This window comes from Marinomonas aquimarina (genome assembly GCF_900089755.1).
In the GTDB taxonomy this organism is placed as follows: Bacteria; Pseudomonadota; Gammaproteobacteria; order Pseudomonadales; family Marinomonadaceae; genus Marinomonas; species Marinomonas aquimarina.
On record NZ_FLOC01000001.1, the window covers coordinates 1 to 22,582 of the forward strand.

The 22,582-nt window shown below is 48.1% G+C and carries 22 protein-coding genes; 9 read left to right on the plus strand and 13 right to left on the minus strand.

Annotation, left to right across the window (positions count from 1 at the left end; genetic code table 11):
- Positions 1–277: 277 nt before the first annotated feature.
- From pssA to MAQ5080_RS00025, 5 genes are all read right to left on the minus strand, one after another.
- A complete protein-coding gene (gene pssA, locus MAQ5080_RS00005) occupies positions 278–1,054 on the minus strand; it encodes a CDP-diacylglycerol--serine O-phosphatidyltransferase (RefSeq protein ID WP_067212713.1) in 777 nt (258 codons plus the stop codon).
- Between the two features lie 28 nt (positions 1,055–1,082).
- A complete protein-coding gene (gene hemL / locus MAQ5080_RS00010) occupies positions 1,083–2,369 on the minus strand; it encodes a glutamate-1-semialdehyde 2,1-aminomutase (RefSeq protein ID WP_067212709.1) in 1,287 nt (428 codons plus the stop codon).
- 26 nt (positions 2,370–2,395) lie between these two features.
- Positions 2,396–2,818, minus strand: a complete 423-nt coding sequence (gene hemJ / locus MAQ5080_RS00015) for a protoporphyrinogen oxidase HemJ (protein WP_067212706.1) — start codon at positions 2,816–2,818, stop codon at positions 2,396–2,398.
- 2 nt (positions 2,819–2,820) lie between these two features.
- Positions 2,821–4,548 (minus strand): chloride channel protein, encoded by a 1,728-nt coding sequence (locus MAQ5080_RS00020; protein ID WP_082861150.1) that lies wholly within the window; start codon positions 4,546–4,548, stop codon positions 2,821–2,823.
- Between the two features lie 108 nt (positions 4,549–4,656).
- Positions 4,657–5,088, minus strand: coding sequence for an Lrp/AsnC family transcriptional regulator (locus tag MAQ5080_RS00025; RefSeq protein WP_067212700.1), 432 nt, complete (start codon positions 5,086–5,088; stop codon positions 4,657–4,659).
- 150 nt (positions 5,089–5,238) lie between these two features.
- Here MAQ5080_RS00025 and yjeH point away from each other — a divergent pair, with 150 nt between their 5' ends.
- From yjeH to MAQ5080_RS00040, 3 genes are all read left to right on the plus strand, one after another.
- Positions 5,239–6,513 carry an L-methionine/branched-chain amino acid transporter gene (gene yjeH / locus MAQ5080_RS00030; protein ID WP_067212696.1) on the plus strand — a complete coding sequence of 425 codons (1,275 nt, stop codon included), beginning with the start codon at positions 5,239–5,241 and terminating at the stop codon, positions 6,511–6,513.
- A gap of 57 nt (positions 6,514–6,570) precedes the next feature.
- Positions 6,571–7,083, plus strand: coding sequence for an S-ribosylhomocysteine lyase (luxS, locus tag MAQ5080_RS00035; protein WP_067212694.1), 513 nt, complete (start codon positions 6,571–6,573; stop codon positions 7,081–7,083).
- 267 nt (positions 7,084–7,350) lie between these two features.
- Entirely contained in the window at positions 7,351–8,238 is an 888-nt protein-coding gene (locus tag MAQ5080_RS00040) for a DMT family transporter (protein ID WP_067212691.1), read from the plus strand.
- Here the strand turns inward: MAQ5080_RS00040 and MAQ5080_RS00045 are convergent.
- From MAQ5080_RS00045 to MAQ5080_RS00060, 4 genes are all read right to left on the minus strand, one after another.
- On the minus strand, positions 8,222–8,680 hold the full coding sequence (locus MAQ5080_RS00045; protein ID WP_067212689.1) for an Lrp/AsnC family transcriptional regulator: 459 nt from the start codon (positions 8,678–8,680) through the stop codon (positions 8,222–8,224). The two genes, MAQ5080_RS00040 and MAQ5080_RS00045, sit on opposite strands and share 17 nt — an antisense overlap.
- A gap of 118 nt (positions 8,681–8,798) precedes the next feature.
- On the minus strand, positions 8,799–9,302 hold the full coding sequence (locus tag MAQ5080_RS00050) for a hypothetical protein (protein ID WP_067212686.1): 504 nt from the start codon (positions 9,300–9,302) through the stop codon (positions 8,799–8,801).
- 248 nt (positions 9,303–9,550) lie between these two features.
- Positions 9,551–10,042, minus strand: a complete 492-nt coding sequence (gene ilvN / locus MAQ5080_RS00055; protein ID WP_067212683.1) for an acetolactate synthase small subunit — start codon at positions 10,040–10,042, stop codon at positions 9,551–9,553.
- Position 10,043: 1 nt separating this feature from the next.
- Entirely contained in the window at positions 10,044–11,762 is a 1,719-nt protein-coding gene (locus tag MAQ5080_RS00060) for an acetolactate synthase 3 large subunit (RefSeq protein ID WP_067212680.1), read from the minus strand.
- A gap of 424 nt (positions 11,763–12,186) precedes the next feature.
- Here MAQ5080_RS00060 and MAQ5080_RS00065 point away from each other — a divergent pair, with 424 nt between their 5' ends.
- Complete coding sequence (locus MAQ5080_RS00065; RefSeq protein ID WP_067212676.1) at positions 12,187–12,447, plus strand: hypothetical protein; 261 nt, start codon at positions 12,187–12,189, stop codon at positions 12,445–12,447.
- 89 nt (positions 12,448–12,536) lie between these two features.
- The gene (queG, locus tag MAQ5080_RS00070; RefSeq protein ID WP_197464640.1) at positions 12,537–13,607 is read left to right on the plus strand and encodes a tRNA epoxyqueuosine(34) reductase QueG; all 1,071 of its coding nucleotides are present in this window, start codon (positions 12,537–12,539) and stop codon (positions 13,605–13,607) included.
- Here queG and MAQ5080_RS00075 read toward each other — a convergent pair.
- Together MAQ5080_RS00075 and MAQ5080_RS00080 are read right to left on the minus strand one after the other, a co-directional pair.
- Positions 13,534–14,907, minus strand: a complete 1,374-nt coding sequence (locus MAQ5080_RS00075; protein WP_082861148.1) for a GGDEF domain-containing protein — start codon at positions 14,905–14,907, stop codon at positions 13,534–13,536. The genes queG and MAQ5080_RS00075 overlap by 74 nt on opposite strands.
- 234 nt (positions 14,908–15,141) lie before the next feature.
- Positions 15,142–15,966, minus strand: a complete 825-nt coding sequence (locus tag MAQ5080_RS00080) for an acyl-CoA thioesterase domain-containing protein (protein WP_438501660.1) — start codon at positions 15,964–15,966, stop codon at positions 15,142–15,144.
- 183 nt (positions 15,967–16,149) lie between these two features.
- On the opposite strand from MAQ5080_RS00080, the gene moaA reads away from it, so the two are divergent.
- Genes moaA through MAQ5080_RS00095 form a run of 3 tightly spaced genes read left to right on the plus strand, consistent with a single transcriptional unit; the run spans position 16,150 to position 18,891 of the window.
- Complete coding sequence (gene moaA, locus MAQ5080_RS00085; RefSeq protein WP_067212666.1) at positions 16,150–17,145, plus strand: GTP 3',8-cyclase MoaA; 996 nt, start codon at positions 16,150–16,152, stop codon at positions 17,143–17,145.
- 14 nt (positions 17,146–17,159) lie between these two features.
- Positions 17,160–17,699: a molybdenum cofactor biosynthesis protein B gene (moaB, locus tag MAQ5080_RS00090; RefSeq protein WP_067212663.1), complete on the plus strand. Its 540-nt coding sequence runs from the start codon at positions 17,160–17,162 to the stop codon at positions 17,697–17,699.
- 1 nt (position 17,700) lies between these two features.
- Positions 17,701–18,891 (plus strand): molybdopterin molybdotransferase MoeA, encoded by a 1,191-nt coding sequence (locus MAQ5080_RS00095; RefSeq protein ID WP_067212659.1) that lies wholly within the window; start codon positions 17,701–17,703, stop codon positions 18,889–18,891.
- A gap of 73 nt (positions 18,892–18,964) precedes the next feature.
- On the opposite strand, the gene serB is transcribed toward MAQ5080_RS00095, so the two are convergent.
- Positions 18,965–19,885, minus strand: coding sequence for a phosphoserine phosphatase SerB (serB, locus tag MAQ5080_RS00100; RefSeq protein ID WP_067212656.1), 921 nt, complete (start codon positions 19,883–19,885; stop codon positions 18,965–18,967).
- A gap of 165 nt (positions 19,886–20,050) precedes the next feature.
- On the opposite strand from serB, the gene MAQ5080_RS00105 reads away from it, so the two are divergent.
- The gene (locus MAQ5080_RS00105) at positions 20,051–21,490 is read left to right on the plus strand and encodes an AhpA/YtjB family protein (protein WP_067212652.1); all 1,440 of its coding nucleotides are present in this window, start codon (positions 20,051–20,053) and stop codon (positions 21,488–21,490) included.
- A gap of 76 nt (positions 21,491–21,566) precedes the next feature.
- Here the strand turns inward: MAQ5080_RS00105 and rpoS are convergent, their stop codons facing one another.
- Positions 21,567–22,565 carry an RNA polymerase sigma factor RpoS gene (gene rpoS / locus MAQ5080_RS00110; RefSeq protein ID WP_067212649.1) on the minus strand — a complete coding sequence of 333 codons (999 nt, stop codon included), beginning with the start codon at positions 22,563–22,565 and terminating at the stop codon, positions 21,567–21,569.
- Between the last annotated feature and the right edge of the window lie 17 nt (positions 22,566–22,582).

The following is a 22,582-nucleotide window of genomic DNA, read 5'->3' on the forward strand; positions in this document are numbered from 1 at the left end:
TGGAAAACGAGCCGTTATGACTCGTTTCGAGATATCAAAAAATGAATGGCGGGACGGCATCAGGCAGTTGCTCCAACAGCTGGAGAAAAGAGTCTGATCATGAGTAAATTTGTGGGGATACCTCAGGGTCAGATCCCTTAACAGATAGAAGGCATTGGAAGCTGCTACTTAGAAGGGATCTGACCCCTGATCCTAGGGTTGGGAACTAAGCCTAAAAACCAAAAAGCCCGCTACTGATATCAGTAGCGGGCTTTTAGAAAGCGATGCAAGGTCTTTATTAACGTAGCTGCTTAATAAAGATACCCAACACCCCCCATAAACCGTAGGCACAGAAAATGCCGGCTAGAACCAAAGCTGGCTCAAGGGCAATCAATACCAATACCAATACCGCTATTAAAAGCACAACAAATGGCACACGACCTTTGATGTTTAAATCTTTAAAGCTACGGTATTTAACATTGCTCACCATTAGCAAACCTGTGATCGGCACGAGTAATGCCATCACACTGGCGATTTGCTCGCCTGACACACCCGCACTTTCTGAGGCCCAAATCACACCCGCGACAATGGCGGCAGCGGATGGGCTTGGTAGACCGGTAAAGTAACGCTTATCCTGACTGCCAATCATGGTATTAAAGCGAGCCAAACGAAGGGCTGCCCCCACTGCATAGATAAAGGCTGCAATCCAGCCTACCTTACCTAGAGGTGCCAAGGCCCAAGTAAAGGCCACCAACGCTGGCGCAATACCAAAGGACACCATATCCGCAAGGGAATCGTATTCTGCGCCAAACGCACTTTGTGTTCTGGTTAGACGCGCCACACGTCCATCCAACCCATCAAGTACCATGGAGATAAAGATCGCCACAGCCGCTTGGGTAAAGTTGCCATTCATTGCAGCAATGATGGAGTAGAAACCCGAAAACAAGGCCGCAGTGGTAAACAAGTTTGGCAACAAGTAAACACCACGATGGGGTTGCTTCTGAGTCGTAGCGGTATCGTCGCCACCGTCTACGTCTTCTTTCAACATTTCTTTCTCGGTCTCTTCGACAGGCATATTTTCTTCCTTCATTGAAGATCTCAACCTATACAAGTTTGGCTAACGCGCGTTTAGCTGCCGCTACAGTAGAGGCAATGTCTTCCTCACTAAGCGCTTGCGAAGTAAAGCCAGCTTCAAACGCAGAGGGAGCTAGGTAGACGCCCTCTTCTAGCATGTAGTGGAAGAACAACTTGAACTTCTCTGTATCACATTTCTGTACATCGGCAAACGTCGTTACTTTTTCCTGATCGGTAAAGAACATACCAAACATACCACCACCAGCGCATACCGTAACTAGAGGGATATTAAGTTCATCCGCAGCAGCTTGAATCCCATCCAGCAGTGCAACGGTTTTTGCCTCTAATGTTTTATGAAATTCTGGTTCGCTGATTTTATCCAGCACCGCCAAGCCCGCAACCATGGCAACAGGGTTACCAGACAAGGTACCAGCTTGGTAAACAGGACCAAGCGGCGCAATGTATTCCATGATCTCACGCTTACCACCAAAAGCCCCTACCGGCATACCGGCACCGATGACTTTACCAAGCGTCGTTAGATCAGGCTTGATGTTGTATTTCTCTTGTGCGCCACCTAGCGCCACACGGAAGCCAGTCATCACCTCATCAAAAATCAGTACCGCACCAGACTGGTCACACACTTCACGCAACGTTTCGAGGAAACCTGCTACTGGCGGAATACAGTTCATGTTACCCGCCACAGGCTCAACAATAATACACGCGATTTGGTCGCCGATTTCTGCGAAGCAAGATTTTACTTCTTCAATATCGTTAAACTGCAAAGTAATGGTGTGTTGAGCAAGATCGGCTGGAACGCCAGGAGAGTTAGGCACTCCCAGAGTCAAGGCACCCGAACCGGCTTTCACTAGTAGTGAATCAGAGTGGCCGTGGTAGCAGCCTTCAAACTTGACGATTTTATCTCGACCAGTGTAGCCACGCGCCAAACGAATGGCACTCATGGTCGCTTCGGTACCCGAGTTCACCATGCGTACCATGTCCATAGAAGGTACAAGCTCACACACTTTATCCGCCATGGTGATTTCAACTTCGGTTGGCGCACCAAAACTTAAACCAAAATCCAACTGCTTGCGCACTGCGTCGATCACATCAGGATGTGAGTGACCTAGAATCATCGGCCCCCAAGACCCTACATAATCGACATAACGCTTGCCATCTTCATCGTACACATACGCGCCTTCTGCTTTCTGGAAGAAAACTGGCGACCCACCCACGCCGTTAAAAGCTCGAACTGGTGAGTTAACACCACCAGGAATGTGTTTCTGGGCACGGGAATACAATTCTTCAGAACGACTCATAATAGGATCCATAAATACGATAAAAATTAAAAAGGACGCACAACGACGAGTATACAAACGCCGATGAGTACTAATACAGGAAATTCATTAAACCAACGATAAAACACATGACTGCGAGTATTCTCGTCGTTGGCAAATTTCTTTAATAATCTGCCACAAGCATGATGATAACCAAGCAACATCGCCACTAGTAACATTTTGGCATGGAACCAGCCAGAGCTAAAATAGTAATCGGTTCCATACGAGACAAGCCAAAAGCCCAGCACGACTGTCGCGATCGCCGATGGCGTCATGATACCGCGATACAGTTTACGCTCCATAATTTTGAAGCGCTCAATGCTCTCACGGTCTTTAGCATCCGCGTGATAGACAAATAAACGCGGCAAGTAAAATAAGGCCGCAAACCAACACACTACCGCCACAATGTGAAATGCCTTAACCCAAAGCATAACTACCCCTTCATTAACATTTGATCGAGTTGTCGTGATGTAACCAGCCACAACTCTTGTTGCTGAGCAAAGCTGACTAAAACTTGGTGCTGCTCATGACGATGCAGCCAACTTAACAACTCCGCCAAAGACAGTGACGCATCCACGGCGCTCACCTGTGTACTGGAAACAGCACATAATACATCCATCGCTTGCCGACCTTGGTCCTCCATCAACCAAGGCTGTGGCCCTAAGTCGAGCCCCTTTAGCTTCTCAACCATTTCAGATACTGAAACAATGAAGTGCTCTCCATCTTTTTGGATCACCACGTAGTCTATCATACTTGAAGCCAAATCACGGACTCGCTCAAGTTGGAGTAATTCAGGAAAGAGCTCTACTTTATTAGCCACGCTACGCACATCATGTTGGCGCAACAAACGCTGGACGGGGCTCCACTCGGACACCAAGCCGAGGTCATTCATACGCTCCACAAAGATCGAATCCTGATTAAACAGCAAACGCACTACGGTGCAGGAGATAACAATCACTAAAATGGCAGGGGCTATGGTCACCGAGGTGTGAGTCATTTCCACCATCGCCACAATCGCTGTTAAGGGTGCCTGAAATGCGGTGGCCATCATGCCCGCCATGCCCAGCAACACAAACAATGCCAGTTCCGCGGTCGCGGGAATTTCGGTATCAAACCAAAACGCCACCTGCGCACCCAACATGCCACCAATGACAAAGGTCGGGCCAATCATTCCCCCGGGAATACCAAGGCCAATGGAAATGGAGGTGAGCAATACTTTTGCCAGCACTAAGACGATCAGAGACGTTAAAATCACTTCCCCTGATAACAAACCATTGAGCGTGTCATAGCCGCTGCCCATGACCTGCGGTAAATACAATCCAGCACACCCTGTCAGCACACCGACAAACATAAAACGCAACGTTAAAGGCAAATAGCCTAGGCGCCATAGCAATCGCTGCACTTGGTAAAACAGCCCTGATGACACAATAATAGAAAGCGCCAACACAGCGTAGGCGGCTAAAACATCAAGCTGATAAAGCGGTAGAAAAACGGTTTCCAGCTCAAAAATTTCGATACGTCCGAGGATCAGCTGACTGATCGCGGTTGCGACAATGGCAGACAACAACACTGGTAGCACTAAGCGCAAACGGTATTCATGAAAAATCACTTCGTAGGCAAATAACACACCAGCCAGTGGTGTTTGGAAGGCGGCGGCGATGGCCCCCGCCACCCCACAAGCGATCAGCGTATCCACACCTAGATAAGAAAGTCGAAAGCGCTGCGCCAATTGGCTACCAAAGGTCGCACCAATATGCACCGCAGGCCCCTCTTTACCAATTGAAAGGCCGCCTAACAAACCAATTAAAGCCCCCAAAAACTGCAGCACAGCATTAAGCACAGGTAAATTGCCCTGATGGTAATTTAACCGTTCCACCACGTAAGGAATGCCAACCTTGAGATAGCGCGCTGGGGTAAACATCCAAATCAGAGTCAGCACCGCACACGCGGCCACCGGCAAACTAAAACGCACCATTGGAGAGAGTTCTTCATAGTTTTCACTATGGGAAGGTAACAAGGAGGAGGAAAACCAATACAGCAACTCAATCATGCCGGTCATGGTCAGACTGCTCAACACCCCGCAGACTAATGCCAGGCCCGAAAGTAACAACAAATCATCCGCGGCTAATTCTCGATTACGCCAACGTGCGATGAAATCCAATCCCTTCAGACTCGCCTCCTTATTTAGGCAGATGATATTCGTCTATTAATTGAAGCACCTAGTGCACAGCAATACAATGACATTGCGTATAACAACCGCAAGGGATGACTAAAGTCGGTCCACCCTAGTCGCCAAGCACATATGAGTCATCACCTTATCAATGTTGGGCCAACTGTCCATTTCCAAGCGAATCTCATGCAGACGCTTCATTGAGGTAACCTGTACCAGTAACATAAGATCAATGTCGCCACTGATCGAGTGCGCCATTTTAATTTCAGGGATTTTCTCTAGGTAAGGCTGCACCAATTCACAAGATAAAGGGCGAAACGTCAGCGCTAAATAAGCCGAGATAAGGTCCTCTTCTAAGATCGCAACGTGGGCATGATACCCCGTAATTTTGCCATGCTCTTCCATACGTTTAATACGCTCTGACACCGCTGAGCGCGACAAGTTTACTTGACGACTGATATCAGAAACCGACGAGCGTGCATCCTGCACCAACATGGCCAAAATTTTCTCGTCATAACGGTCTAAAGTCATTTTCGAACCTTTTCTTCTTATGTACCGACATTTTGTCGGGTGAAACCCGCACTTTGCGCCTCAATGCACGCACTTTGTGAGCAGATAAAGTAGGCCGTCCATTTTATCCTTTAAGTCATGAAATCACAGCATCTTCTCTAGGATAAAACCATGCAATATCAACGCACCTTAGGCCCATTGCAGGGCATGGCCATGACAGTGACAACCTTTGTCGGCACAGGCTTAATGATTCTGCCCGCCATGTCGGTCGCTCAAGCTGGCAGCTTCGCTTTCTATGCCTGGCTGATCACTGCACTCGCGATTGTACCGATCGCCTTTGTGTTTGCCTTTTTAGGAGGGCGTTTTCCTTCTGCGGGTGGCGCTTCTCATTACATAGGCAAAGTGCTGGGCAAAAAAGTGGAACGCGCCATTGGCTGGCTATTTCTGAGTATTTTGCTGGTTGGGCCTGCGGTGGCCATCAAGGTCGCTGCTGCCTACTTAGCGGTCTTGCTGAACTTATCGGAGCAGTCGATTTTTCTACTCAGCCTTGTCACCCTAATGGGTATGCTGCTGTTCTCCATTGCTGGCATGAAAAACTCTGCGAACTTCCAAACCATGGTCGTGCTGTGCCTAATCGCTACTGTGGTAGCACTGTTCCTACTCAGTGGTACGCCAATGTCGAGTCAAATCATTGATCAGCCCAACAGTTGGCCGGAACTTGAGACCACACTATTGGCCACCGGCACGATTTTTTGGTGTTTCTTAGGCATCGAAGTCATGGCCCATATGGGGGCGGAGTTTAAGAACCCGAAGCGAGACTTTCCGATGGCTCTACTGGGCGGCATTGTCATTGTGGTGCTGCTCTATTTGGCGACCGTGCTCATGATTGCAGAACATAAAGTATTTGGTGATGAGTTTACCAACAGTCAATCGCTCGCTTTATTAGTGGGCTCATTGCTAGGTGAACAGACCCAGCGCTGGTTTGCTGTCGGTGCTTACATCATCGCCTTCTCCAACGTTGGTGCTTATATTTTAGGCTTCGCGCGCATGGTGCAATCCATGGCGCAACAACAGGCAATACCGCAGTATTTTGCTATGCTTTCTAAACATGGCACACCTATTCGTGCGGTGAGTTTTGTAGGTGGCGTTTGTTTGCTGTCGCTGCTTTGCATTGAGCTCTTCGGCACGCAAATGGAGTGGCTAATTGAAATGACCAACGGTGCGTTTTTGCTGATTTATTTACTGACTTGCCTCACCGCTATCAAATCTTTGAATGACTCACTGCGTTGGATAGCCCTATTGGCCTCGATCAGTTGTCTCATCATGGCACTATTCATTGGTCAAAACATGCTGTTTGCGAGTGTTGCTTTCGCTTTGGCACTGGTTTGGGAACATTTAAAATCTCTTAAACAGCCCATTGCGGAAGAAAAAATTCATGTACAATAAGCACATGAACATTCACCTCGCTTAACATTCAACGCGAGATAATAGGAGAGAACACTCATGCCACTACTAGACAGCTTTCGAGTAGACCATACACGCATGCACGCCCCAGCAGTTCGTATTGCCAAGGCGATGGAAACACCAAAAGGCGATACCATTACGGTTTTTGACCTACGCTTCTGCATTCCTAACTCAGAGATCTTGTCTGAAAAAGGCATTCACACGCTAGAGCACCTTTTTGCCGGCTTCATGCGTGATCACCTAAACGGTGACGGAGTTGAGATCATTGACTTGTCGCCAATGGGTTGCCGCACTGGCTTCTACATGAGCCTGATCGGCACACCTAGTGAACGACAAGTTGCCGATGCATGGAAAGCCGCGATGCATGATGTCATCAGCGTACAAGCAAAAGAAGACATTCCAGAGTTAAATGAGTACCAGTGCGGTACTTACACGATGCACTCACTAGAAGACGCGAAAGAAATTGCTGAAATGGTGATCGACCGTGACGTGCAAATTAACAGCAACTCTGAACTATACCTAAGCGAAGAGTTTCTAGCGGAACATTCTTAATCACTTCGTGCTGATTGATTAGAAATAAAAAGAGAGCCAAATGGCTCTCTTTTTTTATCTCTCACCGGTGCTCAACTATCGAGTTGCAGTGGCCAAAAACGCGCTGGCCGCAACAAAAATGAATGACTTTAGATTCCAAAGCATAAATCAATAATTACCTTATAAATTAAGGATTCCAACCTTGTTTTCAAAGGTATAACGCTGTTCGAAATTCTGTTATTGACCGTAAAATAAGCGGCAACTGTAACGACAAATTGAGAGCCTGTCATGTCTATTGCACATTTATTCTTATGGTTGACCGCCATCATTTGGGGATTTGCGTTTGTCGCGCAAAGCACGGCTATGGACGTCATTGGTCCGCATACCTTTAATGCGGTTCGCTTCCTACTGGCGACGCTGTCACTGATTCCGCTGTTGTTTATTTTTAAGAGCAAACAAGCCTATGACATGAAAGGGCTCATCAAAGGCAGCTTAGCGGCGGGGACCTTGCTGTTTTGTGGCTTTACCTTTCAGCAAACCGGACTCTTATATACCACCGCCGGCAATGCAGGCTTTATTACCAGTATGTATATTGTGCTGGTGCCACTGGTCGGACTGTTATTTAAACACGCCGTGGATCGACTCACTTGGCTAGGGATAGCTGTGGCTTTAGCGGGCTTTTATGTCTTAACTATCGGCCCCAACCTCACGATTAATAAAGGTGACGCATTAGAGTTTGCCGGCACCTTATTTTGGACGCTGCACGTCTTATTGATTGGCTTCTTATCACGCTCTCTGCCTGCGTTACCACTTTCCATCATGCAGTTTGCGGTGGCCACCGTATGGGCCAGCTTGGCCGCCTTTGCTCTTGAAACGCCAACCTTGTCCGGCATTGAGCTCGCTTGGTGGCCATTGGTTTATGCCGGTGTCGCCTCTTCAGGTATCGCCTTTACTTTGCAAACTCTAGGGCAACGCCAAGTGACGCCGAGCACCACGGCATTAATTCTGTCGATGGAAGCGGTGTTTGCGGTGATCGGTGGCTGGCTCTTTATGGGAGAAATATTGAGTGATCGTGCTTTATTTGGCTGTGCCTTGATTTTCACAGGGATGATTGTCAGCCAATGGCCACGCAAGGAAGTGGCGTTAACCACGGCAACCACTAAGGAAACGAGCTAGTCGTTTCCTCGATATTGAGTGGCATCTCACGTTCGACTGGTTGCGATAGAATCATCATGGTCTTGGTGTCACTCAAATCAATTAAGCGCTCTAACAACACATCTAGGCGAGACATAGAGGACACAGCCACTCGCAAAATAAACGCCGATGGACCAGTCACATTGTAGCAGTCCACCACTTCATCAAGGCTTAACACCAAATCTTTGAAGGCGCGTTCCTTGGTGCGATAGACCTCACATTCCACCAATGCGGTAATCGGAATGCCCGCTTTCTCAAGATTAATCTTGGCTTGGTAGCCGGTGATGACGCCCTGCTCTTCGAGCTTTTTAATGCGCTCAGCCACGGCAGGCGCCGACAGATGCACCAACTTAGCGAGCTCGGAATAGCTGAGACGACCATTTTCTTCTAATGCCTTCAGCAACTTCCAATTAATCTTATCCATGTTCCACCTAGCGTTTAAAAAACCTCAGCACGATAGCATGAGGTTATCTAGCACACAAAAAAACGGCCACTTAAAAGTGGCCGCTCTCTTACGAATTAAACCGATTTATGAAATTAAATTACGATTCGTTGATGCCCAGTTTATCTTTCAGTGCCGCGACGGAACGCTGGTACGAATCTGTGATTTTTTCCATGGTGTCATCGTAGGTATCTTGTGCTTCGGCAAGCGCGGCATCGCTATTGGCCTCCTCCTTAGCGTCCTCTAAGGCCTCTTGCGCATTGTCTACTTGATGCTCAAACTCGTCGTGCAAGTCTGCTATACCCTCTTGGAAGTCTGCTTTGACCTGCTCCCAGTTTTCTTCGGCATCGTTCGCGGTGATGTGCTCATCAATGAAACATTCCGTTTTTGCTGAGGCTAAGGCCGCTTGAGCTTTAAATATCTCACTCCAGTCTTCCTGCGCTTTAGCGATTTCTACTGCTGCTTCGTTACCAGCGACTCGTGCACAGGCCAGATCGTCGGCATAAGCGGAAGTCCCCACCAAGCTTGCGGCTGCTAAAGCAGATACTAGAGCGCCATTCTTGACCATGGTCGCGGTATTCTTAAGTGCTGTTGAAGTGTTCATAGTTCCGTCCTGTTCCAATGAATGTGTCCTTTCATTGTGGCCACTGATGAGAAAAAATAAACCTAGAATCAGTCGCTTACGCTTTTACTCCCAGTATGTACTAAATGTTGTCCGAGATGACAATTCACTCAACAGTTGTCAATAAAATGCCAAGAGACATCCGGGAAATAAACGCTTACAGGTAAAAATCGCAGGCATAAAAAAACGCGCCATGAGGCGCGTTTTTAACGTCTTATGCAAGGTAGACCTTACAGTGACAGCGTTTTCTCACCGCGGGCGATACCAGATACACCGGTACGAACCACTTCAAGAATGTGCATACCACCTAGCGCTTGTAGGAAGCCATCTAGCTTGTCTGACTCACCCACGATCTGCACAGTGTAGATCGAAGGCGTCATGTCGATGATGTTGCCACGGAAAATATCCACGGTACGCTTTACTTCGGCACGTTGGGCACCAGAAGCACGCACTTTCACCAGCATCAATTCACGCTCGATGTGCTGACCTTCTGTCAGATCCACCAGCTTCACCACATCGATTAGCTTGTTCAGTTGCTTAGTGATTTGCTCAACCACTTGATCCGAACCAAACGTGGTCAGCGTTAAACGCGACAAAGTTGGGTCATCTGTTGGGGCAACGTTTAGCGTTTCGATGTTGAAGTTACGCTGTGAAAACAAGCCTACAACACGCGACAATGCACCCGGTTCGTTTTCCATTAAAACTGAGATAATGTGTCGCATATTAAGTTCGCTCCGTTTTGCTTAGGAACATATCACGCATCGAACCGCGTGGTACTTGCATTGGGTATACGTGTTCCTCTGGGTCTACATAACAGTTGATGAATACAAGCTGATCTTTCATCGCGAACGCTTCTTCCATCTTCGCATCTAGCTCGTCTTTAGTACGGATTTCAACGTACTGGTGACGGTAGGCGTCCATCAGTGTCTTAAATTCAGGCAATGAATCTAGGTAAGAGTTTGAGTGACGGCCTTCGTAGTTCATGTCTTGCCATTGGCGAACCATGCCTAGGTAACCGTTGTTCAAACATAGAATCTTCACTGGCAAGCCGTACTGTAGACAAGTCGATAGCTCCTGAATGTTCATCTGGATACTACCTTCACCTGTTACACACACTACGGTTTCTTCAGGGAAGTTCATCTTAACGCCCATTGCCGCAGGCAGACCAAAGCCCATTGTGCCAAGACCACCGGAGTTAATCCAACGGTACGGTTTAGCGAACTTGTAGTACTGCGCCGTGAACATCTGGTGTTGACCAACGTCTGATGCCACAAATGCATCACCGTTGGTAGCACGCCAACAAGCTTCAACCGCTGCTTGTGGCTTGATCTTATCACTGCTGGTGTCGTAACGACCGCCGTGAACTTGACGCCATTCGTTGATTTGCTTCCACCAGTTGCCAATCGCATCCTGGTTAGAACGCGCAGGAGCATCGTCAATCAAGGCCATCATTTCTTCCAGTACTTGAATCACTGGACCTACGATTGGCACATCGGCACGAATCGTTTTAGAAATTGACGCAGGATCGATGTCCACGTGAATGATTTTTGCACTTGGACAGAATTTGTCTGGATCGTTAGTCACACGGTCGTCAAAACGCGCACCGATCGCAAGGATCAAATCACTGTGGTGCATCGCTTGGTTGGCTTCGTATGAACCGTGCATACCCAACATACCAACGAACTGCTTATCGGTACCAGGGTAACCACCTAGGCCCATTAGGGTATTCGTTACTGGGTATTCAAGTTGTTGCGCCAATTTCGTTAGTAGCTCAGCGCCACCGCCCATGATGACACCACCACCGGCATAGATCATTGGACGCTTAGCAGCCAACAACAGATCCACGGCTTTCTTGATTTGACCGCTGTGACCTTTCGCTGGTGGCGTGTAAGAACGCAGCGATACCGATTCTGGGTAGCTGTATTCATACTTTTCGTTCGGCATGGTCATGTCTTTTGGAATATCGACAACCACTGGACCAGGACGACCTGAGCTTGCAATGTAGAAGGCTTTCTTCAGTATTGCAGGAATCTCTGAAGGGTGTTTAACCGTAAAGCTGTGCTTCACGATTGGACGAGACACACCAATCATGTCAGTTTCTTGGAAGGCATCTTCACCGATCAAGTAACTCATTACCTGACCACAGATGACTACCATAGGGATGGAATCCATGAATGCTGTCGCAATACCAGTTACAGTATTGGTCGCGCCAGGACCAGAGGTGACCAAGACGGCCCCAGGTTTGCCTGTCGCACGCGCGTAACCGTCAGCCATGTGCGTTGCCGCTTGTTCATGACGGACAAGAACGTGTTTGACATCAGATTGGCGATGCAGTGCATCGTAAATGTGCAATGCTGCACCACCTGGATAACCATAAATGTATTCTACTCCCTCATCTTTGAGGAAGCGGGCGATCATTTCACCACCGGATAGTAACTCCACCTTGTAAACCTCTATAGTGTTCATCAATCTGCTATTTTGGTGCGCCTATTGTAACCGCATACCAAGGTCAGATAAAAGTTGATAAAACGATGTTTGCAAAACAAATGAGATGCCTGTTACCAAGGAACACTCAAACGCAAGAAATCGCAGTTTTGACACTGCCCGCGTCTTTTCGCGAGGGGAAGCATTGCCGGTCAAAATTCTACCTACAACACTTAGTGTAACGACTATACTGAGTCGTATTGAAAGGGGCTGTTGGCCACCATCAGAAGAGTTAGTCAGCGGGGTATTGCCGACGTAAGCGACCATTTTGTCAGGCGCACTATAATGTGTCAATTAAAAAGCCCGAATTATCGCCATTCTTCTTGCTCTGATAGGGCTTTCATGGTGTCATACTTATATTACGAAATAAGGAGTTACCACTATGGCTTCAGAATTAAATCAACAACGTATTATCGATGAATTTTTGCGTTGCTTCCGCAAGATGCTGATGGAGCCTGAACTATCAGGTGAACTGGTACGCATTGCCAAGGAACACATTAACGAGCCGAATGCTTACCAAGTGATTGCCGAAGCAGTTTCTAGCCAAACCACTTTAAAAATTCCTGAAGAGCACTCTGACGCCGACCGTCTTTTCATCAAGTTACTGATGGACACGGTGAAGAGCGACAGCAACCTTTACTAAGCTCTTTCTTCAAAGTAGGGGTGTCGCACTCCTACTTTACCTTTCTAAAGGGGCGCATTGCCCTGCACTTGCTAAGCAACGATTTTATTGTGTCTTCCCTTTCTGATTCTGAATTACACCAACTTGCCCAAGATATTAAGCAATGGGCCCATGAGTTTGGCTTTAGCGAATGCCGTATTGTCGACCCGTCGTTAGAACAATATCGAGAAGAATTTCAAGCTTGGCTAGAGCAAGGCTATCACGGTGAAATGGACTATTTGGCCAATCACAGCGATTTACGCTTTGCCCCGGCCAATTTACATGAAGGCACGCAGCGCGTACTGAGCCTGAGCATGGCCTATTTGCCAGAGTCAGTTGAAACCATTAAACGGCTACAGACCAAGGACCAAGGCTACATTGCCCGTTACGCCCTTGGCCGCGACTACCACAAACTGATTCGCAAACGCCTAACTCAGCTCGCAAAACGTATTGAGCAAGCCATTGGCGAGCATGGCTACCGTGCTTTTGTCGACAGTGCGCCGATTTTAGAGCGGCAAATAGCAGAGCAAGCGGGTATGGGCTGGATAGGTAAAAACACCCTCTTACTTTCACCCAAAGCGGGCAGCTGGTTTCTGCTCGGAGAAATTTTCACCAACCTACCTTTACCCGTCGATCAAGCCACGCAAAAGCGCCATTGTGGCAGCTGCAGTGCGTGCCTGGATAAATGCCCAACCGATGCCTTTGTTGAGCCTTGGGTATTAGACGCCAGTAAGTGCATTTCGTACCTAACCATCGAATACGATGGCATCATCCCAGAAGAATTACGCGCCAAAATGGGCAACCGAATTTTTGGCTGTGACGATTGTCAGCTGGTATGCCCTTGGACCAAGTTTGCAAAATACACTCAAGAGCCAGATTTTCAACCGCGCCACAACTTAGACAGTGAAGACCTATTAACACTCTTTAGCTGGGATGAGGCGACGTTTTTGAAAAATACCGAAGGCTCGCCTATCCGTCGTACCGGCTATGAAAATTGGCGGCGCAACATCGCCGTTGCATTGGGGAACGCACCAACGCGGGTCGACCTCATTGAGGTGTTAGAACAAGCTAGGTTGGAAGCTTCTCCGAAACTTCTGGTTCACCTTGAGTGGGCTCTGAAGCAACATCAAGCACCTCAATAAATTCACCATCCGCCAACTCGAGCTGAGTATGACTTTGTTCTAGAGAAGCAATGATCACTCGGTTACGCCCTAACCCTTTGGCGTCGTACAAGGCATCATCCGCACGCTTCAGTAGCTGCCCTGCGGTTTCTTGCTCTCCCAGTTGCGCCACTCCAATGCTGGTGGTGATCTTAATGGCCTGTTCTTCGAAACGCGCCTTGGCAATGGCCGCTCGCAGCGTTTCAGCTTGTTCTTCGGCCTTTGCCAGATCAAAGTAAGGCAATAGCACAGCAAACTCTTCTCCTCCCCAGCGCGCCACCACACCCTCTGCGCCAATCTCACGCTGGATCACATGGGCAGCATGCTTCAGCACATGATCCCCTGTTTGATGCCCAAAGCGGTCATTCACCTTTTTAAAGTCATCCAAGTCCACCAGCAAAATTGCCAGGGGCGTTGCGCGACGCTTAGACAGCGTAACATGCTCCTTAAACAGCACATCAAAGCGGGTACGGTTATAGACTTGAGTTAACGAATCGGTATTGGCAATGATCGAAAGCTGCTTATTAAGAATCAACAACTCTTCATTACGCTCTTCTAGAGCCGCTGTTTTAGCGTGAATATGGCGCTCCAGCCCTTGGTTGCTTTCAGCTAACTGCTCACGGGACTTGGCCAAAGACAAAATGACGCGGTTCACACCAACCAACACCTGCCGATATTCTTTGAACTGCCCGAGAAATGAGTCCGCTTGCAGCGCGGCAGGCTGGCGCAAGTTGACCATGCTTAACTCACGCATAAAGCTACTGAAGGTGCGATAAATGCCGCGCTTTACCAGATAATTCAGCAACAACATCAGCACCATTAGCTGCCCCACTAGCAAGGCGATCACTGGCAGTAGGTCATGCTTAAAAACATGCTCTAGCAGTGTGTCTGAGTAGGTAACGGCAAGCGTAAACGAAGAATTTTGGAGGTCGAGCAGATTAAAAGCGCTCGATGCTGTCGCGGCCAACTCTACTGAGCTTGGCCAAGCAAACACAACATGGCCGTCTTCTCCTAACAGAGCAATGCTCTGAAATGCCACACTATCGCTTTCACTGAGCTGAATGCCTAGGGTCAACCATTGCAATGCTTGCTGTTCGTTACCGGGCGCCTGCGTTATAGCTTCTACAACGGATGTTTGCAGTTGAGCAGTCATGTCTGCTCTATGGGCCACAACCTGCTGATAAGACCAAATGATCAGTCCTCCTAACAGGACTACGGCCATAGCAATATAACAAGCCACAACCTTAGTTAGGATAAACTGAACCGCACTTCTACGAGGCATCACGCTAGACCCTTATAAATCCTTGCCAGAGCCGATAGACCCAGCGTTAATAAGAATTACCTAAATGTGAAAGCATTAATGTTTGTCAAAAGACACCCGAAATTAACACAAACATAACGAAATAAATTACCCCATTACATTTTATTACAAAGACACTCCCTACCGCCTAAAATCCCGCTGCTTTGGTATTAAAATAGGCATAACCACCTCTTAAACTTACACAAAGTTACAAAGCTAGCGAGCCACCATCCGAATCAAACCTTCCTGTGCGGTAGACGCCACCAATTGGCCACTGCGATCAAATATTTTACCACGCACAAAGCCACGCGCCCCCGATGCGGAAGGACTGTCTGCTACGTACAGCAACCATTCATCTAAGCGAAAAGGACGATGAAACCAGATCGAGTGATCCAGACTGGCAATATTCAAGTTCGGATTACCAATGGAAATACCGTGGGGCTGAAGCGCGGTTTCCAGAAAACCATAATCGGTGGTATACGCCAACATCGATTGATGCACTAACTCATTGTCTGGTAAGGGTGCGACGCTCTTGATCCACATATGGCGAGTGGGTAAACCAGGACGCGGTCGGAACGGATTTTGATTCTCGACGATGCGATATTCAATCGGGCGCTCAGCGGTCAATAAACTGCGAATCTTGGCGGGGATTTCTTGCGCATGCTTTTGAAACAGACTTAGCTCCGATTTGAAATTCTCAGGCCCTGGCACATTGGGCATCGCTTCTTGATGGGACAAGCCATCTTCAAATTTTTGAAACGAGGCGGTCATTAATAGAATCGGGCCATCCTTTTGCGAAGCAATCACACGACGCACACTGAAGCTTCCTCCATCACGAATCACTTCCACATCGTAGTCGATGGTTTGCGTCGCATCCCCAGGACGGATAAAGTAGCTGTGTAGTGAATGGGGCATGCGCTCATCAGGGACCGTTTGCGCGGCGGCACTCAAGGCTTGTCCGACCACTTGACCGCCAAAGACCTTAGGAAACCCTAAATCTTGACTCTTACCGACAAATTTAGTGTCAGATAGCCGATTCAAAGTGAGTAAATCTATCAAATTATGTATAACACTATGCACTGCATTCCCCCTATCTCGATAGTGGCTTAAACTGCACGCCAATATTGCGTTATTTGAGCGTAACGCAATCCGTAGTCAGTACAGAGTTTTGCCTCTGTAAGGTAATTTTGCTTCTATTAGAAAATTGTAGAGAGGCCAATTCAAGTGTCCAATTCCATGCTAATCGATCCGTTCGGTCGAACCATAGACTATCTTAGGATTTCAGTGACGGACCGCTGCGATTTCCGTTGCACCTACTGCATGGACGAAGATGCCAACTTTTTGCCACGTCGTGATATTCTTTCGTTAGAAGAAATCGTACAGGTCGCTACCTCTTTTGTAGAACTGGGGACGCGCAAGATTCGCATTACCGGTGGTGAACCGCTGGTACGCAAAGACATTCTTTGGGCCCTAGAACAAATTGCCGCATTGCCTGGTTTGGACGAACTGACCATCACAACCAATGGCTCGCAACTGGAAAAGATGGGACAACAGCTGTTCGATGCCGGTGTGTCACGCATTAACATCAGCTTAGATACCCTAAAGCGCGAGCGTTTTGAAGAACTGACCCGTCGCGATAAACTTGAACAAGTGCTTCGTGGCATCGAAACCGTCAGCGCCCTGCCGTTTAAACAACTTAAACTCAACGCAGTGATCCTAGGTGGTCACAATGACGATGAGATCGAAGATCTGGTGGAATACGCCCTAGCTCACAAGATGGACATTAGCTTCATCGAGGAGATGCCGCTGGGTCAAATTTCCCATCATGACCGCGCCAAAGTGTATATTTCCAGCGACGAACTCCGTGAGCGTTTAAGCCAACGTTGGCAACTTAGCGCCAGTGAACGTTCTACCGGTGGCCCGTCACGCTACTTCAATATCGCTGGTGAAACACAGCAGATTGGCTTTATTTCGCCACACAGCCACAACTTTTGTAGCACCTGCAACCGCGTGCGTTTAACCGCGGAAGGCCGATTGCTCATGTGTTTGGGCAACGAGCATTCGAAAGATTTGAAGGCTGTGATGCGCGCTCATCCTGAGAATGTTGAGTTACTTAAACAGACCATTATTGATTCTTTGGTATTAAAACCAGAGAAACACCATTTCAATCTAGAAGAAGAACCTCAAATCTTGCGCTTTATGAGCGCAACCGGTGGTTAATAAAGGATTTCATTATGGCTAAAACCCCTTCGCCTTTTCGTCCATTGAACATCAATGTCCTGACCGTTTCTGATACCCGTGGTTTGGCAGAAGACACCTCGGGCGAGGCATTGATCGAAATACTAAAAGAAGCAGGCCATACTCTAAACGATCGCGCTCTTGTCAAAGACGACGTTTACGCCATGCGTGCTGTGGTATCAAACTGGATCGCCGATGAAAATGCTCACGTCGTGTTGATCACCGGCGGTACTGGCTTTTACTCACGTGACAGCACCCCAGAAGCCATTATTCCGCTACTAGATAAGCAAGTAGACGGCTTTGGTGAATTGTTCCGCCAAATCTCACACCAAGAAATCGGTACTTCGACGATTCAGTCGCGCGCTTTGGCAGGCCTAGCGAATAAGACACTGATTTTCTGCCTACCTGGCTCAACGGGCGCCTGTCGCACGGCTTGGAACGGCATTATCAAAGAGCAGCTAGATGCGCGCCATCGCCCATGTAACTTCGTTACCATGCTACTAGGCCCTTACCAGCCACCCATTCACGAGGTGTGATATGGCGTCTTTACTGTCTTTTAAAGAAGCCATTGCGCACATCAAAAGCGCGCTTGAGTGCACCACGCAAGTAGAGACGACTCCACTCGGCCAAGCGCTTGGTCGAGTGCTAGCACAAGATGTGATCTCCAACATCCAAGTACCGCCAGCCGATAACAGTGCGATGGATGGCTACGCAGTGCGCCTCAGAGACTTGGAAAATACCGATACCCTGTTCGTATCACAACGCATTGCCGCAGGCTGTGCCCCGACACCATTAGCCGCAGGTTCCTGTGCGCGTATTTTTACCGGCGCAGAAATTCCTGCAGGGGCTGATGCCGTAGTAATGCAGGAAAACACCGAACAGATTGCTGAACAGGTTCGCTTTATCAATCCGGTGAAACTGAACGACAATATCCGCCCAGCCGGACAAGATATCGCTCTTGGCGCCACTGTGTTAGCCAAAGGTAAACGTTTAAGTGCGATTGATATTGGCGTGCTAGCAAGCATTGGCATTACCGAGGCGCAAAGCTTTACACCATTGCGTGTGGGGGTGTTAACCACTGGTGATGAATTGCAAGTCCCAGGTCAGCCGCTGGCAGCCGGTCAAATCTATAACTCGAATGGTCCATTAATCGAATCCCTCGTGATCAGCGCTGGCCACCAGGTGAGTCTGCGCACCCATGCGATGGATTCCGTTGAAGCCACTGAAAGCGCGTTAAAAAACCTCAGTGAATGCTCAGATGTGATCATTTCCTCTGGCGGTGTGTCAGTAGGCGAAGAAGATCATGTTAAAAGCACCATTGAACAAAATGGCCAGCTGCATTTGTGGAAAATCGCCATTAAACCAGGCAAGCCATTGGTGTTTGCAAACGTGTTTGACACGCCTTTTATTGGCCTGCCAGGCAACCCAAGCTCGACATTGGTGACCTTCCACTTATTTGCGCGCCTTGCACTGGCCAAAGCCGCGGGCGAACAATTGGATCTGCCTGATCCCATTCCAGTGACCTGTGCTTTTGAACGAAAAAGTAATAAGTCTCGTGATGAGTTTGTGCGTGTGCATGTCAACCATGGCGTAGCAACCCCCCATGCTCAGCAAAGCTCAGGAGCACTGTTGGCGGCCAGTCAAACCGATGGCTACTTACACATCCCTGCACAACAAGATGTGACCTTAGATAGCCAGTTCGACTTCTACCCATTCAATAGCTTTTAGCCACTGGTGAACAACAAGTTTACCGATCAAAATAAGGCCTAGTCATCACCCAATGCTAGGCCTTTTTTTTGTTTTAAGCGTTAACGATCTCAGCAATCTCATCACTACTCATACCGAGCAGGTACAGGACTCCATCCAAACCTAATTGACTCATCGGACACGGAGCTTGCTGACGCACAATAGGCTTGGCATGCAGCGCTACGCCTAGGGCCGCATCCTTCAGCATCAGCAGGTCGTTGGCACCGTCACCACAGGCAATGGTTTGACTGCTTGGAACAGCGTACTTTTGTGCCAACTCGGCTAGCAGCACTTGCTTACGTTTAGCGTCAACGATGGGGCCGACATAGTTACCAGTTAACTTGTCGTCAAAGATCTCTAACACATTGGCATGCACTTCGGTCATACCGTGGTCGCTTTGTACACGGTCTGCAAAATAGGTAAAGCCGCCCGATAGAATCGCCGTTTTCCAACCAAAATGATGCAACACCTTCATCAGCTTGGAAATACCATCCATATGCTCAATGCGCTGGTAGACCGTATCCATAACACCACTGCTTAATCCATCCAACAAAGATAAACGTTGTGTAAAGCTTTCGACAAAGTCAATTTCGCCGCGCATGGCACTCGTCGTCACCGCAGCAATTTGTTCACCAATGCCCATTTCGACGGCCAATTCATCCATCACTTCCGCCTTGATTAAGGTAGAATCCATGTCGAATACCGCCAGGCCGACTTGTCGAATCTCTGGGGTGGCACACTGCAGAACATGATCAATACTGGTCTGATCTGCAAGCGCTAATAACTCTGCCCGCAGTGCTTCATATTTACCATCTGCAAGCGGAGTGCTAAGGTCATAGCGCAGAACGGAAAAGGCATCTTGCGGATTCGTGAGAATTTTTCGGGAAGTCTCTAATTGTTGTGTTGTTAGCCAAGCCTGAAAGCTTGGCTCATATTGGGCGAGATGCTCGCCAATAAGGGTGATCGAAGCTGTCATACAAACTCCTGATAATGGGAACATTTACTATACCAAATCCCCATGCTGACGCTAACCACTACAACCCTCTAAAGAAATAAGCATTCGAACCGACAACAGATTAGAACTTGTACTAATTCCGGTATATCAACGAGATACCAAAATACAGAACACACCAGGACGTCGATGGACACCTTAAAAAAACTCTCATCCGGTTACTACCAGCTACTCAGAAAATGCTCGGCAGCGAGCATCCTGATGGGCACCTATTTAGCCCTGATTTTTATCACGCTGGCCGTTGTGTGGTTCTCTGTTAACTCAGCGGTTAATAAACATCTCAATCAGCAAACCGACGTTTTAGGCAGTAGCCTTGCCACACAAGCGGCATTCAATGCGACCCAGTCGATTCTTACCAATGATTTGTTAAGCCTGAATGTCTTGCTTAATCGCCTTGTCGTCAGTGATAACATTTTGAGCGCCCGAGTCTATAACCGCAAAGACGAATTGCTTGCTGAGGCCAACCGCAACGGCACCCAAACAGCTACAGATACCGAAGTACGCCCCAGCGATACCCACCGTATTTTTAGCTCGCCAATCCGCTTTCGGGATGATGTGGTCGGGCATGTACTCATTACTTTAGATAGAACTTCCGTACAATCGACTCTTAGCCACATCAGTAATCTAGTGGTCGGTTTAGGCATTTTCTTGGCCGCCGTCACCAGCTTAGTCTTATTGTTGACGGTGAAGCGCCTGTACCAGCCTATCGCTCGCGCCACGGATGCACTGGAAGCCTATACCAATGGCACCAACAACGCGCCTTTGCCGGAGCAAGGCTACCTAGAAGCCAACGAACTGATTGGCCATGTCCGCACATTACAAACACTTGAATTGACCGCGCCGCTTCCTCGAGCTGTTGAAGCGATTGAAAGCGATGCCCCACCTGTGGACGAAGAAGGTCAGTTTGAAATCAACTTTGAGCAAATCATTCAGGATACTGAGCGCGAATCTTGTGCTTTGTTTATCCAACTTAAACACCTGAATGCATGGCGTGACGAACTGCCACCACTGCAGGTGGCCAACTTATTAACACCCATCTACCGCACGATTTTCTTGGCCAGTGAATATTACAACGGCCAAGTGCATCAATATGATAAAGACTGCGTGTTAATGCTGTTCCAAGCTAAGAACTGTGACGACAACCTGTATATGAACGCGGCCAGCTGCGCCCAGCTCATTCAAGAACTGTTGAAACAGCTAATGGACACCCATTTATACGAAGATGTACCCGCGATCGCTTATCATATGGGCCTACATAAGGGCGATGAATCCCTAGCAAAAATGTATGAGGCAAATCATATTGATGCCGAGGGCATTACCGGCTTAATCGAAGCCGCTGACGCGTTAGCCATGTCAGAGTCCCATAACCAGCTGGTGTTAACGGAAGACGTGATTACGGTCCCTGAGATTCAAAACCGCATTATTCTCAGCCTGCCTGAGATCATTGAACTTGAACAAGGTGAAGTACTGGCTTACGCCGTTAAGGGACTGTCGGACAAATACCGAGCACGAATCCAAGAGCACATGGACGAGTTAAACATAGAACAAGCCGCAGATTCCGAAGCCTAGAACACTGCACAAGTATGAGACAGACAACAAAAAAGCCCTAGCATTGCTAGGGCTTTTTCATTTATGTGGATATCACTCAGTGATCTAAATCGACCACATCCGCCAGTGATAAGCCTCGATTCTGCAGCAGTACTCGCAGCTTACGTAAAGCTTCCACTTGGATTTGACGCACACGTTCGCGAGTCAAGCCAATCTCAAACCCGACATCTTCTAGGGTACTGGGTTCATAGCCGCGTAAACCAAAGCGACGCGCAATCACCTCACGTTGCTTATCGTTCAGCTCATCTAGCAACTGCTCGATATTGTGGTGCACATCCCCTTCTTGACGCTCACTCTCTGGACCGGCATGTTGCGTATCCGCCAGCACCTCCACTAAGCTCTTGTCATTGTCCAATCCCCCTACCGGAGAATCGATCGAACTGACACGCTCGTTTAGGCTCAGCATACGCTGTACATCTTCCACCGGACGATCCAGCATCTGAGCGATTTCTTCAGGGCTTGGTTCATGATCCAATTTTTGCGTCAATTCACGGGCCGCTCGTAAATACACATTGAGCTCTTTCACCACATGAATCGGTAAGCGGATGGTACGCGTTTGATTCATAATGGCCCGTTCAATGGTCTGACGAATCCACCAAGTCGCGTAAGTAGAGAAGCGAAAGCCTCTTTCGGGGTCGAATTTTTCCACTGCACGAATCAGGCCTAGATTACCTTCTTCGATCAGGTCTAACAGGGTTAATCCGCGGTTGAGATAGCGGCGAGAGATTTTAACGACCAAACGTAAGTTACTCTCTATCATGCGTTTACGAGCGGCCTCATCACCTTTTAAAGCCAAGCGCGCAAAGTAAACCTCTTCTTCTGCGGTCAGCAATGGAGAATAACCAATCTCACTTAGGTACAGCTGAGTCACATCAAGGGATTTTGCATCACTATCCGCATAGCGAGCATTGACTGCGGACTCAAAATCTTCATTTGAAGTCTCACCCTCCGTCATTTCCTCTATATCATCGAAATCAAAATCATCAGTATTTTGAACAATCTCTTGTCCAGACTTATTTATTTCTACCGATTTCATATAGCCCTCCTCAATTC